Below are 12,573 nucleotides of genomic sequence, written 5' to 3'. Positions count from 1 at the left end.
GCGATGTCAACCCGACCCGAGCGCGGGAACGAACTCGACGTGGACGAGGCCGTCCGCGCGCTGTTGCTGCTGATGCCGCAACTGGTCGGCCGGGCGAAGCGGACGCCGCCGCCGGCCGAGCTCGCCGGGCTCGCCCTCGGCCCGCGGCACCTGTCGCTGCTCTCCTACCTGCTGTTCGACGGGCCCATGACCGTCAACGCCCTGGCCGCGCGGCTCGAGGTGGCGCCGACGACGGTCAGCCTCATGGTCGCCGACCTCAGCCGGGGCGGGGTCGTGGAGCGCCGCGAGGATCCCGACGACCGCCGGCGCCGGATCGTGAGCATCACCGACGCCGGCCGCCCGGCGATCGAGGGCTGGCTCGGCCCGGGCGCCGCCGCCTGGCGCGCGGCCCTCGGGCCGCTGACCCCGGCCGAACGCAGCCTGGTCGTCGACACCCTGCGCGCCTACGAGCGCGCCGCCAATGAACGCGCCGCCAACGAGCGCGCCGCGCCCGTGAGCTGAACGCCGCCACCGCTGCGTCGCCCTGCTCCCGCCCGGCGGCTGCTCCTGCCCGGCGGCGGGCTTCGCCTGCCGGCCCGCCGCGGGCAGGAGCAACGGCGTCGGCCCTCGGGCCCTGGGCCGCGCCTGGCGCCATCGACGGGACGTACTGGACCTGCTGACGTGTCAGTAGGCCCCCCAGCCGTCCGGGTGGAGCCCGCCGGGGATGTCCGCGTCCGGGTCGTAGGGAGTGCGGGTGAGCACGAAGCTGCCGATGTCCAGATGCCTGGGGGCGCCGTCCGGCGCCCGGACGACGCGCAGCGTCTCGCCCGCGTAGTAGCCGTCAAGCCCGGTCCAGGTGCCGTCCGCCTCCGCGCGGAAGCGGGCACCGCGGCCGGCCTGGCCCTCCGGAACGAGCTCCAGCCCACGGTCGGCGCGCAGGCGCAGCAGGTGCGGCGACGGGCCCCAGTGCCACAGGCCGGTGAGCGCGAGGAGCTCTGGATCGACGTCCGGGAGCGGGCGCCACGGGTCCGGGATGCGCGGCTCGTGCTCGGCGACGATCCGGATCAGGTCCGCGGCGATCAGCGGGACCGCCGGCCCGGCGGTCGCGTTCGCCAGGACGACGGCGGCGACGTCGTCCCGTGGGCTCACCCACAGCGCGGCCAGGAATCCCGGCATCGAGCCGGTGTGGCCGTACAGCCCTCGGCCGTCCCACCGGCGCAGTTCCAGGCCGAGCCCGTAGGAGGCGGTCCAGTCGTCCGCCTCGTCGGGTTCCGCCGCGGGCCGGCGCATCTCGGCGAGGGTGCCGGCGCCGAGGACGCCCTCGGCGCCGCGGGCCAGGAACGCGGCCCAGCGGCACAGGTCGGCGGCGGTCGACCAGAGCTGGCCCGCCGGCGCCATCACGCCGGTGTCCTCCAGCGGCTCGGGCACCATCACGTCCGCCCAGGGATGCACCGCGAAGCCGCCGGCGCGCGGAGCCCGCGGCGACAGCGTCGTCCTGGTCAGGCCGAGTGGCGCCAACACCTCCTGATGCAGCGCGTCGCCCCACGGCTGCCCGCGCAACCGGCCGACCAGCGCGCCGAGCAGCGCGAACCCGGGATTCGAGTAGTGAAACCGGCGGCCGGCCGGGTGGCGTACCGCCGGCTCGCCGAGCACGTCACCGAGCCATGGCCGCAGCGTTCCCGGCGTGCGCTCCCACCAGGGGCCGGGGGTCTCGGACGCGAGGCCCGAGGTGTGGCCGAGCAACTGGGCGATCGTCAGCGACCCGGCTGGGGTGCCAGGCAGATGACGGTCCAGCGGGTCGGCCAGGTCCAGCGCGCCCTCGTCCCGCAGGCGCATGACCTGCGTCGCGACGAAGGTCTTCGTGATCGAGCCGATCCGGTACTGGACGTCGGCGTCCGGGCTGTGCCCGTCGAGCATGCTCCGGCCGTCGGACCAGACCAGCCGCCCGCCGCGCGCGACCGCGCCGACCAGCGAGGGCGTGCGCCCCTCCGCCTGCCCGACGGCCAGCCGGTGCAGCAGCGCGCGGCGCGTGCCCGGCAACAACTCCTCGGAAGGCAAAGCCATCGCCCGTTCCTCTCTCCCGGTCTCGCCCGATCCGGTGCGATCGTGCGGCCCAGGACGGGAGGGGATCCAGCCAATTCCTGTACCCGCCCCCGGCCGTCACCGAGGTTCTTTGGCTCCGGTGACGTCCGCTCCGGCGAGGTCGCGGCTTTCGGTACCCGCCGAGCGGCGCGGCTCCGGGGCTGGCCGCTGGGCCGCGGCGCGGGACGCGGTGAACTCGCGGATGATCTGGGCGAGCCGTTCCGGCTGGTCCAGCGGGACGAGGGTGTAGCTGTCGGGTATCGCGACCAGTCGTCCCTGTGGAAGGAGCTCGGCGAGGCGCCGGCCGTGTTCGGGTGGCATCACGCGGTCGTCGGCGGCCCAGGCCACCAGGGCGGGGCGGTCGAAGCCGGGCAGCCGGGCCGCGGCTTCGAGCAGGAGTTCCCGCCCGTTCGCGAGGGCACGCAGCAGCCGGACGGTGTCGCGGCGGATGTCGCTGCGTCGCAGGATCGGCTGCAGCCAGCGGGCGGTGGCCGCGTCACCGCGGATGGTCAGCCATCCGAACGCGAGCGGGAGCCGCCGCAGGATCCGGAGCCGCATTTGTTGCATGAACAGCCCGAACAGCGCGGGCGGGAGCTTGCCGCTCAGAACCAGAGTCTTCTCGGTCAAGCCGGCCGGGAAGTTGTCGAACGCCTCGCACGAGACGAGGACGATCCGGCCCACCCGCGCGGCGCTGTCGCCAACGGCTGTGTCGCGAACGGCTGTGTCGGGACCGGAGTCGCCAGAGACGGAGTCGCCGGAGACGGCGGTGTCGGTGACGACCAGCTGGACGACGGCACCCCCGGTGTCGTTGCCGACGAGGGTGACGTCCGTCAGGTCGAGACGGTCGAGGAGCTCGCCGACCTGCCGTGCCATCCCAGGCAGCGACAGGTCCGCGTCGGCGTGCGCCGGGTGGCGGTGCGCGCCCATCGGCAGCGTGGGCGCGACGCATCGGTGATCGGCGGAGAGTTCCGCGATCAGCCCGTCCCACAGCGAGGCGTCCATCAGGAGCCCGTGCAGCAGCACGAGTACCGGACCCTCGCCGCCACTGTCGGTGTACTCGATGGTCCCGCCGGACAGCTCGACCTGCTTCATGGCCGGCCGCCCCGGTGCCGCCCGATGGCCTCGATGGCCGCGGTCGTGGCGGCGGGCGAAGCCGTTCGCGGGAGGTCGGGGACTCGCGGGGGATCGGGGAGAACTCCCCGGTACGGTCGACGGCCGGCGAAGCCGGCCTTCTCGCGCGCGGTGCCGGCTGGCTGAGGCATGACTAAAATATGTACGGTCGTACGTATTTAATGTCAAGGGGCTCGCGGAAGCCGGCGATCGCGCCGCGACAATGGTGGGGAGATGGACGGGCGGCGACAGCGGGGAGACCGGACTCGGCGAGCCGTGGCGGAGCAGGCCGCCGCGCTCGCCTCCGTGCATGGCCTTTCCGGGCTCACGTTGTCGGAGGTCGCCGGCGCTCTCGGAGTCAGCAAGAGCAGTGTCCAGGCCGCGTACGCCACCAAGGAGGCGGTCCAGCTCGCGGCGGTCGCCGCGGCCACGGACGTCTTCGTCGCCGAGGTCGTGGCGCCCGCCCACGCCCAGCCCGAAGGGCTGCCGAGACTCAGCGCGCTCATCGAGGCCTGGTTCGACTACGTCGAACGGCGGGTCTTCCCAGGCGGATGCTTCATGGTCGCCACGCTCGCCGACTTCGACAGCCGCCCAGGACCGGTGCGGGACGCGTTGGCCGCCTCCCGGCAGCGCTGGCTGGACCTGCTCGAGCGGGACGCCGCGATCGCCCAGTCCGCGGGCCATCTTCCCAGCTCGCCGCCGGCCGCCATGCTGGCGTTCGAGATCGACGCCCTGCTCGCCGCCGCCAACGTGTCCCGCAACCTGAGCGACACCACCGAGCCCCTGGCGCTGGCCCGCTCCCTGATCGCGCTGCGCCTCGGGACGACCGCCGACACGCGACCGCCCGACATGCCGCCGTCCGGTGCGTCGTCGCCTGACACACCACCGCCCAGCGCACCATCCGGTGCGTCGTCGGACGACGTCGGACCGAGGGTCGGCCGCACGGCGTGAGTCACCGGCTGCCCTGAAGGGCGCCCGTTCGGACAGGCGCTGGCCGACGGCGCGGACCCGAACATGAGCATCGACCGGTTTCGAGGGCCGGTACTGGCCGAGGCCGCGCGCAGCGGCCGTGTGGACATCGTGGGGCTGCTGGTGGACGCGGGCGCCCGCATCGAGCCCGTCGACGCCTACTCGGCGTCGCCGCTGCGCGCCGCCGGGCGCGAGGCGCGCACGGACGTGGTCGGGTCCTCCCGTCGAGCTCGCCTACGGCACGACGCGTATCACGCCAGCCGGCACCGGCAGGCTGGAGATCATCGACATGGAGGAGGAGCTCAACCGGCCACTCGGCCGGTAGGCCACCCAAAGCCAGCATCCTCAGCGTTCGGGCTGGCTGAAGGCAGAGCCGACCGGGGGTTTACGGGTCAGGTAGCTCGATGTACTGGTCGTGGTGGACCGCCAGCTGTAGCTGGGCCAGCCGTTGCACGGTCTGCCTGCTGTAGCTGAGCGCGGGGGTGGACACGGCGACGTCGCCGTCAGCGTTTCGGACGCCGTGCATCCAGATGACGACCATGACGCCGCCGCGCATGCCCAGTGCGCGGTAGGCGTTGGTGATTCCGGTGGCGTGCGGCTCGATCGCGTCCAGGAGCGCGGTGACGACCTCCTCGGTGTCGAAGGTGCGGACTTCCGGTAGCCCGTATTTCCAGTTGCTGAACCGGCGTGGAGGTCGACCGGCCCGCGCGGCGGGATCTCCACGTCGCCATGCCTCGGTCGGGGTGAGCCCGACCAGGGAGGTGACCTCGTCAGGGTCGAACGCCATCTGGTCGCGGTCGCGGTCGCTGTACGGCGGCCCGGCGGGGTCGTGGTCGCGTTCCAGGTACAGGTACGCGCGCTGGGTGCATCTCGCGGTGAGGGCGGTTTCGTCTCTCATTGGGGCAGAGGGTAGGGCAGTCCGCCACGGCAAGGCACCCGTTTATGGCCGCCACCACCTGTACCGATCCTGGAATCTCGCGGGCCTGTCGGCACGTAGACATGTGGGTCGTCGCTGAATCGGAGTTCTGGAGTTCGCGCGCAGAACCGGTCGTGGGCGGGATGCGTCCGAATGGTCATGAGGGGCGTCCGGCGGGCACCGGTGTTGATCGTCTTGGCGATAGGTCAGCTTGTTCTGGTCGTGGGGGTGGTGCTGTTGCCCTGGGCCGACAATGACATCACCGGGGCGGAGACCGCCCTCGACGTTCTCAGGGATCGCGGCGCTGTGGTCGCGGCGGCCCTGGGGCTGGGCCTCGGGGTAGCGGTGGTGCTGGAGATGGTCCTGGCCGCTATGGCGTCGTTTGGTCGGTCCGCGCGTGGATGGCGGGTGGTCGGCTGCGCCGCCGCCTTGTGCGCTGTGCTGGCGGCCGTCCGTTGCATCGTCGTCGTCAGGTCGAAGACTGCGCGTGCCTACATGATGGATCCGGCGGGCAACCTGTTCGAACCGGTCGCCAGCAGCCGCCCGGGTCTGGGCCTGCTGTCGGCGACGGGTCTGGGGCTCCTGCTGCTGGCTGTTCATCTCGCGCCGCTCCTGGGCGGTGCACGAGCACACCGCTGAGCGGTGCGCGTACGCGTTTCGCTGGTCACGCCGGCCGAGATCGTCATCGAGCCGCCGACCGGGTGCGACATCCTGACGGGCCCGACCCTGAAGATCTCCGAGCTCCGCCTGCTCGATCGCGTCGAATTTCACGCGGACGTCGTCGATGACCTGGCGAATCAGCCCCTCGCTCCCGATCGGGAGCAACGCGCGGCCGACACGGACGGACATGGACATAAAGCGGATCTGACCTTGGCGAAGGTGGCCGCACCACGCGGGAAACGGGGTGACGGCTGGGTGGTGGGCAGATCAGGATGGGCCGGCGATGACGTTGTCGGAGGCCCGGGACCTCGCGGAGCGCTTAGCCGCCGCGGTGACCGGCCCGGACCCGGCGCGCGGGCACGCGGTCGCGGCGGAGCTGGAGCGCCTCGACGGCCGTGGCTGGCTGTTACTGGACGCGGCCGCGCGTCGGTCGAGCTACCGGTATGGCGCGGCGATCGCCGGGGTCAACGGCTGGTCTGTGATCGTCGAAGCGGAGCGCGGTGGGTTCGGCGCCGTGGTCGCGAGCCTGCACGCGGACGGCCGCCTGCGGGAACGCGCTGCCCTGGCCCTCGCCACTGTGGGCGGCGATGTCGCGACGTCGGCGCTGGCGGTCCGGCTTCTCGACCACGTCGAGCGGGTGCGGGCGGCGGCCTGGGCGGCCCTGCGGCCCCGGCTCGACGCTGGCACGGCCGCGGTCGTTCTCGATGTGCTGCTCGCGGGGCGGGACCGGCAGCCGGCCGGCCAGGCGCTCACCGAGGTGCGGGACGCGTTGCTGGCGAGCGTGCCGGCCGTCGATCTCGTCCGTGCCCTGACTAGCGGCGGCCAACGCCAGGTGCGGCGGTGGGCGTTCGAGCTGGGTCGTGGGCGCGGCGCGCTGACCCTGGACGACCTGCTCGACACCGCCCGCGGCGACCCGGACCAGTGGCTGCGTGCCACCTGCGCACGGTGGCTGGCGGAGACAGCCGACGGGCCTCGGCTGGCCGCCCTTCTGACGGCCAGCTCGGTCGAGGCCCGCCTCGAGGCGCTCACGGCCGTGCCCGACGGCGACCTCGACGACGACACCCTGGGCGGGCTGCTGACGGACCGGTCGCCGAGGGTGCGCGAGACGGCGCGCTGGCGGGCGAAGCGGCGCGGCATCGAGCTCGCCGCCTTCTACCGCCGGCGGCTGGCGGATCCCGGCCTCACCACGCGCCGGCGGGCCGCCGCTCTGGACGAGCTCGCCGCCGTCGGCGACCACCCGGACCTGTCCACGTTCGCCGCGCACCTGTCACACGACAACGCCCGCGTCCGCGCCGCCGCCGTGAACGGTCTTTTCGCGCGGGCCGGCGCCGAACCGGCCGTCCCGCTGATCGTGCCGCTGCTGCATGACCCGAGCGCCCGCGTCAGCGCGACCGCCGCGAGAACACTGGCGAAGCACCGCGCCCCGCCCTCGGTGGCCGAGCCGCTCTGGGTCTCCTCCAAGCTGGCCAGCAGACGCGCGGCCTGGCTGCTTGCCCGCGAAGCCGGCGGCTGGCACCGCGCCGAGGCGGACCTGCGCGCCGCCGCCGACCCGGACCCTCGCCTGGCCCGCCTCGGCCGCGCCGGACTGCGCGCCTGGCTGACGACAGGCGCCACGAACGCCTGGCAGCCCCTTCCCTCGGACCAGCGGGCACGGATAGCCGACCGCCTCCCAGCCGCGGGACTCGACGACGCCAGCCGACGCCTGCTGGCCTTCAGCGCCGGAATCCGGCCCGCACCCCCGCCGCCTCGCCCCGAGCCCGAAGCAGGACCGGGAACGACAACCAGGCGTCGTCCCTGGCCGCGCCTCGTTCCTCGACGCTGACCACAGCCAGTTCAGTGCGGTTGATCTTCGGCTGGCTCCGGCGAGATCTCTATCAATGTGCTCGTGCAGGAGATGGTTTCTCGGCGGCGGTGTTGGCTGATCGGATGGTGGCGGTGATGATGGGTGTAATGACGATCGACCGGCGGGTACGTGCGCTCGACGCCCTGCACGGGCTGGCTGTGGGGGATGCGCTGGGGTCGCAGTTCTTCGTGCCTGCTCACCGCGATGCCCTGACACGACGTGGTCTTCCGCCCGGGCCGTGGCAGTGGACCGACGACACCGAGATGGCCTGCTCCGTCGTCGCCGTGCTGCAACGGCACGGCGGTGTCGACCAGGACATGCTGGCAGCGAGTTTCGCCGAGCATCACGACTTTGACCGCGGCTACGGCCCAGCCATGAACCGGCTGCTGCGACTGATCCGACAGGGCGGTGCCTGGCGAGAGCTCGCCGTCGGCCTGTTCGATGGCCAGGGTTCCTGGGGCAACGGCGCCGCGATGCGTGTCGCGCCACTCGGTGCCTGGTTCGGCGACGATCCGGCGAAGGCCGCGGCGCAGGCGGCAAGGTCGGCCGAGGTCACGCACGCTCATCCGGAGGGTGTGGCCGGCGCGGTCGCCGTCGCCGTGGCCGCCGCGCTGGCCACCCGCCCCGGCACGCCCGAGCCGCGGGAGTTCCTCGACGAGGTCCTTGGCTATGTGCCGCCCGGGCGGGTGCGTCACGGTGTCTGGGCCGCCCGGGGCCTGGCGCACGTTCCGCACGCGCACGTCGCGGTCCGCGAGCTGGGCAACGGGCGCAACACCAGTGCGCACGACACGGTGCCGTTCGCGCTGTGGGCCGCCGCCCGCCATCTCGCCGACTATGAGCAGGCGTTCTGGACGACCGCCAGCACCGGCGGGGACGTCGACACCACCTGCGCGATCGTCGGCGGGATCGTCGCCGCGCACGTCGGCGCCCAGGGCCTTCCCGGCCACTGGGCCACGACCTGCGAGCCACTTCCCGACTGGGCCGACGTGGCCAGCGTCCCCGCCGGCGGGAAAGACAGCCATTAGCCCTCTCCACGACCTCGCCGGGCTGGCTTCGGTTCGCTCGGCACGGCCGAGGGTCCGCGAGGTCACGGCCGCGGCCGCCACGGTTTACTGAGTCGTCGGCGGCGCGTTCCGCGACGGCAGCCGCCCCCGCTACAGATCAGCGAAGGCCACCGGATCTCCGGCGGTCTTCGTCGTGCGCGGGATGCCCGTCAGGCGGGGCGCAGTGCCGCGAGCACCAACCGGACGTGCTCGCGCACGTCGTCCTCGTCCAGCGGCTTGTGTCCGACCATCAGCCGGAAGTAGAGCGGCGCGTACACCAGGTCGAGCACCACGTCGGGACTGGCGGGCCGAATCTCCCCGGCCTCCACGGCCGCCCGCACGATCGCGATGCCGTCCCGCCGCCGAGCGTTGATGTAGCCGTCGCGGAACGCCTCGGCGAGCTGCGGGTCGGACTGGCCGGCGGCGATCAGCGCCGCCATCGCGGTCCCGGTCGCGCCCCGGAACGCCGCGGTCATCATCAGCAGGCGGTCCTCGACCTGCTCCAGATGGAAGTGCTCGGGGTAGGGCAGCAGATCGACGGACTTGCGCAGGAATGCCGACATGATCACGGCGGCGCGGTTGGGCCACCACTTGTAGATGGTCACCTTGCTCACGCCCGCCCGCGCGGCGATCGCCTCGATGGTCGTGGCCTCGAGCCCGCGTTCGACGAGCAGCGCGTACGCCGCGTCGAGGATCGCCGACTCGGCTCGTGCCGGCATGCTGGCGCTCCTTTCTGTTGACGCCGCGCCCTCTGGTCGACAGAGTGAACTGTACGTACAGTTCAGTTGAGGCGGGCGGTGGGGCAGGCATGGCAACGGTCACCGAATACTCGTCGTTCGAGTTGCCCGTCGAGCGGGTGGCCGAGGACGGGCCGATGTCGGCCGAGGAGCGGCGGATCCGGCGCGACCTGGCCGCCGCGTACCGCCTGTGCGCGCTCTTCGGCTGGGATGACCTGATCTACACGCACATCTCGGCGCGGGTGCCCGGCCCGGGGCACCACTTCCTGGTCAACCCGCTCGGGCTCGGCTTCGACGAGATCACCGCGTCCAGCCTGGTGAAGATCGACCAGGACGGCGTGGTCATCGGCGAGAGCCCGTTCCGGCCGAACGCGGCGGGCTTCGTCATCCACGGCGCGATCCACGCCGCCCGCGAGGACGCCCACGCCGTGGTGCACCTGCACACCGAGGCCGGAATGGCGCTGTCGGCGCTGGCCGACGGGCTGCTTCCGCTGACCCAGCACGCCATGCGCTTCCACGACCGGCTCGGCTACCACGACTATGAGGGCATCGCGCTCGCCTCGGGCGAGCGGGAGCGGCTGGTCCGCGACCTGGGCGACCACGCCGGCCTGGTCCTGCGCAACCACGGGACGATCACGGTCGGCCGCAGCGTCGGGCACGCGTTCACGGAGTGTTTCTACCTGGAGAAGGCCGCGCGGGCGCAGCTCCTGGCGCTGTCCACCGGGCGGCCGCTCACCGTCCCGCCGCCGGAGGTCGTCGCGGTGACCGCCCGTCAGTGGCTGCGCGACCTCGCCGGCTCGCACGACCGCGAGTGGCCCGCGCTGCTGCGGAAGGTCGAGCGGCTCGACCCGTCGTTCGCGGACTGATGCGAGTGCCTTCCGCGACGTTCCACGAACAGTGGTCCGCGGCCGTGGCGGACCACGGCGACCGGCTCTTCCTTCTCTTCCGCGACGACCACGCGATCAACGCGTACTCGTACGAGGAGTTCGACCAGATCGTGGCCGAGACCGCCGGGACGCTGCGGGCCGCCGGCGTCGGGCCCGGCTCGTGCGTGCACCTCGCGCTCGCCAACTGCCCGGCCTTCGTCGCCGCCTGGCTCGCCGCGGCCCGGCTGGGCGCCTGGATCGTGCCCGCCGACCCGGCGTCGACGGCGCGTGACATCGCCGCGCAGGTCCGCCGGATCCGGCCGGCCGTCGCCCTGTGTGCCGCCGCCCGGGCGGACGCCTACCGCGCGGGCGCCGCCGACGCGGTCGCGGTGGTGATCGAGCTCACCGAGACGGCCGCCGACGTGGCGCCGAGCGGCCCGCTGCCCGGCGGTGAGCCAGTCACCGCCGCCGCCCGCGTCGACCCGCGGGACCGGCTCGCGGTGATGTTCACGTCGGGCACCACGTCCGAGCCGAAGGGCGTCGTGCTGACGCAGGAGAACTACCACACGGTCGGCGTGGCCATGGCCGCGGCCGTGGGCCTGCGGCCCGAGGACCGCTGGCTCGTCACGCTGCCGCTCTTCCACGCGAACGCGCAGTACTACTGCTTCGCCCCGGCGATCGCGACCGGCGCCGCCGTCGCGCTCACCCACACGTTCTCCGCGTCCCGCTGGGTCCGGCAGGCGGACGAGCTCGGCGCGACGCACGCGAGCCTGTTCGCGGCGCCGATCCGGATGATCCTCGCCCGCTGCGGGAGCGAGCTCCCGCCGCTGAAGATGCGGCACGTGTGGTTCGCGCAGAGCCTCGGGGAGCAGCACTACGAGCGGTTCGCCGAGATCGTCGGGTGCCGGCCGCGCCAGCTGTACGGGATGACCGAGACCATCGCCGCGGTCACCGGCGACACCAGCGTCCCGCTGCGGCACGACGTGATCGGCGAGCCGCTCGGCGGCCGCGAGATCGCGCTGGTCGACCCCGTGGACGGCGGCCCCGCCCCAGCGGGGACGCCCGGCATCCTGCGGGTACGCGGGGTGCGCGGCGCGGACCTCTTCGCGGGCTACCTCGACGACCCGGAGACGACCGGCCGGTCGTTCACCGACCTTCCGGACGGGACGAGCTGGTTCACGACCGGCGACCTGGTGGCGGCCGACGCCGACGGGCTGCTGCGCTTCGTCGGGCGGGTCGACGACGTGATCAAGGTCGCTGGCGAGAACGTCAGCCTCACCGAGGTGGAGTCGGTCCTGGCGCAGGCGCCGGGCGTCCTGGAGGCCGCCGTGGTGGCCAAGGCGGACCCGACCCGCGACGTCGTCCCCGTGGCGTACCTCGTGCCGCGGGACGCGGGCGCCCCGCCCGACCTGAACGAGGTGGCGGACTGGGCGACCGGCAATCTTCCGCCGGCCGCCCGCCCGCGCGAGTGGCACCTGATCGACGAGCTGCCGCGCACCAGCGTCGGCAAGGTCCGCCGGTTCCGGATCGGCCCGGCGTGAGCGGCGTGGCGTGAGCGGCCCGCCCTCAGCGCCAGTACGGCGCCGTCGCCTCCATGGCTGCCTGCGGCAGCTTCAGCGGATCGCGGCGCAGTTCCTCGTTCAGCACCTCCACGCTGACGAGCCCGTCGTAGCCGCGGTCGCGCAGCGTCCCGGCGAACCGGTCGAGGTCAAGCACGCCGTGACCCGGAAGCGCCCGCCGGTTCGCGGTCTCGCTCACCGCGTCCTCGGAGGCCGGCGGCAGCGCATCGGCCATCTGTACATACGCGACGCGGTCGAGCGGGACCCGCTCGAGCTGCTCCCAGGGGGCGCCGCCGCGGAAGAAGTGCCAGCTGTCGATCAGCACCCCGGCCCGGTCCGGGCCCGCGGCCTCGACCACCTCGAGCGCGTCGTCGATCGACGCCACCCCGCCGAGCGGACTGGGCTCCACCGCCAGCCGCGCCCCCGCCTCGGCGAAGATGTCCGTGCTGCGCTTGAGGAGGTCCAGCGACTGCCCACCCAGCGGCGCGAGGAACGTGGCCACGATCCACTCGGCCCGTACGGCCGCCGCGACGCCCGCGAGCTTGGCCGCGTGCCGGAGTACGACGTCCTCCCGCCCGGTGAACAGCAGCGCCATCAGCTCGTGGCAGCGCAGCCCGGACGTGTCGAGCGCGGCCGCGGCCTTCTCGTCCACCCCGCCGATGATCGCGAGCCCGAGCGCCGAGAAGCCGGCCGCCCGGGTCGCGCCGGCCATCGCGTCAATATCGACGTCCCACATCGTGTCGGGGCTCAGCGCGAGCTCGACCGTCGCCATGTCTCCTCCTCGAAATCGACCTCAGCTATACCGTTGT

General features: G+C 73.4%; 12 protein-coding genes. 7 read left to right on the top strand and 5 right to left on the bottom strand.

The genetic code is table 11. The features are described from left to right. Positions 1–3: 3 nt before the first annotated feature. Positions 4–501, top strand: a complete 498-nt coding sequence (locus I6A81_RS09885; RefSeq protein WP_202999343.1) for a MarR family winged helix-turn-helix transcriptional regulator — start codon at positions 4–6, stop codon at positions 499–501. Between the two features lie 162 nt (positions 502–663). Here the strand turns inward: I6A81_RS09885 and I6A81_RS09880 are convergent, their stop codons facing one another. Beyond that, positions 664–2,043, bottom strand: a complete 1,380-nt coding sequence (locus I6A81_RS09880) for a serine hydrolase domain-containing protein (RefSeq protein WP_202999342.1) — start codon at positions 2,041–2,043, stop codon at positions 664–666. Positions 2,044–2,139: 96 nt separating this feature from the next. Further along, positions 2,140–3,153 (bottom strand): alpha/beta fold hydrolase, encoded by a 1,014-nt coding sequence (locus I6A81_RS09875; protein WP_202999341.1) that lies wholly within the window; start codon positions 3,151–3,153, stop codon positions 2,140–2,142. Positions 3,154–3,447: 294 nt separating this feature from the next. Here I6A81_RS09875 and I6A81_RS09870 point away from each other — a divergent pair, with 294 nt between their 5' ends. Further along, on the top strand, positions 3,448–4,122 hold the full coding sequence (locus tag I6A81_RS09870) for a TetR/AcrR family transcriptional regulator (RefSeq protein ID WP_202999340.1): 675 nt from the start codon (positions 3,448–3,450) through the stop codon (positions 4,120–4,122). Between the two features lie 403 nt (positions 4,123–4,525). Here I6A81_RS09870 and I6A81_RS09865 read toward each other — a convergent pair whose 3' ends face one another. Then, a complete protein-coding gene (locus tag I6A81_RS09865; RefSeq protein WP_202999339.1) occupies positions 4,526–5,038 on the bottom strand; it encodes a DUF4279 domain-containing protein in 513 nt (170 codons plus the stop codon). A 246-nt stretch (positions 5,039–5,284) separates the two neighbouring features. Between I6A81_RS09865 and I6A81_RS09860 the strand changes: the two genes are divergently transcribed. The 3 genes from I6A81_RS09860 (at position 5,285) to I6A81_RS09850 (ending at position 8,584) form a co-directional block, all read left to right on the top strand. Next, on the top strand, positions 5,285–5,695 hold the full coding sequence (locus I6A81_RS09860; protein ID WP_202999338.1) for a hypothetical protein: 411 nt from the start codon (positions 5,285–5,287) through the stop codon (positions 5,693–5,695). Between the two features lie 304 nt (positions 5,696–5,999). Beyond that, positions 6,000–7,538 (top strand): HEAT repeat domain-containing protein, encoded by a 1,539-nt coding sequence (locus I6A81_RS09855; RefSeq protein ID WP_202999337.1) that lies wholly within the window; start codon positions 6,000–6,002, stop codon positions 7,536–7,538. Between the two features lie 128 nt (positions 7,539–7,666). After that, positions 7,667–8,584 carry an ADP-ribosylglycohydrolase family protein gene (locus I6A81_RS09850; protein WP_238428136.1) on the top strand — a complete coding sequence of 306 codons (918 nt, stop codon included), beginning with the start codon at positions 7,667–7,669 and terminating at the stop codon, positions 8,582–8,584. Between the two features lie 188 nt (positions 8,585–8,772). Here the strand turns inward: I6A81_RS09850 and I6A81_RS09845 are convergent, their stop codons facing one another. After that, positions 8,773–9,321: a TetR/AcrR family transcriptional regulator gene (locus I6A81_RS09845; protein WP_202999335.1), complete on the bottom strand. Its 549-nt coding sequence runs from the start codon at positions 9,319–9,321 to the stop codon at positions 8,773–8,775. Between the two features lie 89 nt (positions 9,322–9,410). On the opposite strand from I6A81_RS09845, the gene I6A81_RS09840 reads away from it, so the two are divergent. Further along, a complete protein-coding gene (locus I6A81_RS09840; RefSeq protein ID WP_202999333.1) occupies positions 9,411–10,205 on the top strand; it encodes a class II aldolase/adducin family protein in 795 nt (264 codons plus the stop codon). Next, on the top strand, positions 10,205–11,746 hold the full coding sequence (locus tag I6A81_RS09835; protein ID WP_238428135.1) for a class I adenylate-forming enzyme family protein: 1,542 nt from the start codon (positions 10,205–10,207) through the stop codon (positions 11,744–11,746). Before I6A81_RS09840 ends, I6A81_RS09835 begins: the two co-directional genes overlap by 1 nt. 25 nt (positions 11,747–11,771) lie before the next feature. On the opposite strand, the gene I6A81_RS09830 is transcribed toward I6A81_RS09835, so the two are convergent. Further along, the gene (locus tag I6A81_RS09830; RefSeq protein ID WP_202999331.1) at positions 11,772–12,536 is read right to left on the bottom strand and encodes a sugar phosphate isomerase/epimerase family protein; all 765 of its coding nucleotides are present in this window, start codon (positions 12,534–12,536) and stop codon (positions 11,772–11,774) included. Positions 12,537–12,573: the final 37 nt, after the last annotated feature.

Source organism: Frankia nepalensis (assembly GCF_016786325.1).
GTDB lineage: Bacteria > Actinomycetota > Actinomycetes > Frankiales > Frankiaceae > Pseudofrankia > Pseudofrankia nepalensis.
This window is presented reverse-complemented; position numbering and strand designations above follow the sequence as displayed.

Excerpts from the sequence above, each read along its gene's own strand:
- I6A81_RS09880 (WP_202999342.1), bottom strand. The coding sequence starts at position 2,043 with ATGGCTTTGCCTTCCGAGGAGTTGTTGCCGGGCACGCGCCGCGCGCTG.
- I6A81_RS09885 (WP_202999343.1), top strand. The coding sequence starts at position 4 with ATGTCAACCCGACCCGAGCGCGGGAACGAACTCGACGTGGACGAGGCC.
- I6A81_RS09845 (WP_202999335.1), bottom strand. The coding sequence starts at position 9,321 with ATGCCGGCACGAGCCGAGTCGGCGATCCTCGACGCGGCGTACGCGCTG.
- I6A81_RS09830 (WP_202999331.1), bottom strand. The coding sequence starts at position 12,536 with ATGGCGACGGTCGAGCTCGCGCTGAGCCCCGACACGATGTGGGACGTC.
- I6A81_RS09865 (WP_202999339.1), bottom strand. The coding sequence starts at position 5,038 with ATGAGAGACGAAACCGCCCTCACCGCGAGATGCACCCAGCGCGCGTAC.
- I6A81_RS09835 (WP_238428135.1), top strand. The coding sequence starts at position 10,205 with ATGCGAGTGCCTTCCGCGACGTTCCACGAACAGTGGTCCGCGGCCGTG.
- I6A81_RS09875 (WP_202999341.1), bottom strand. The coding sequence starts at position 3,153 with ATGAAGCAGGTCGAGCTGTCCGGCGGGACCATCGAGTACACCGACAGT.
- I6A81_RS09855 (WP_202999337.1), top strand. The coding sequence starts at position 6,000 with ATGACGTTGTCGGAGGCCCGGGACCTCGCGGAGCGCTTAGCCGCCGCG.
- I6A81_RS09840 (WP_202999333.1), top strand. The coding sequence starts at position 9,411 with ATGGCAACGGTCACCGAATACTCGTCGTTCGAGTTGCCCGTCGAGCGG.
- I6A81_RS09850 (WP_238428136.1), top strand. The coding sequence starts at position 7,667 with ATGACGATCGACCGGCGGGTACGTGCGCTCGACGCCCTGCACGGGCTG.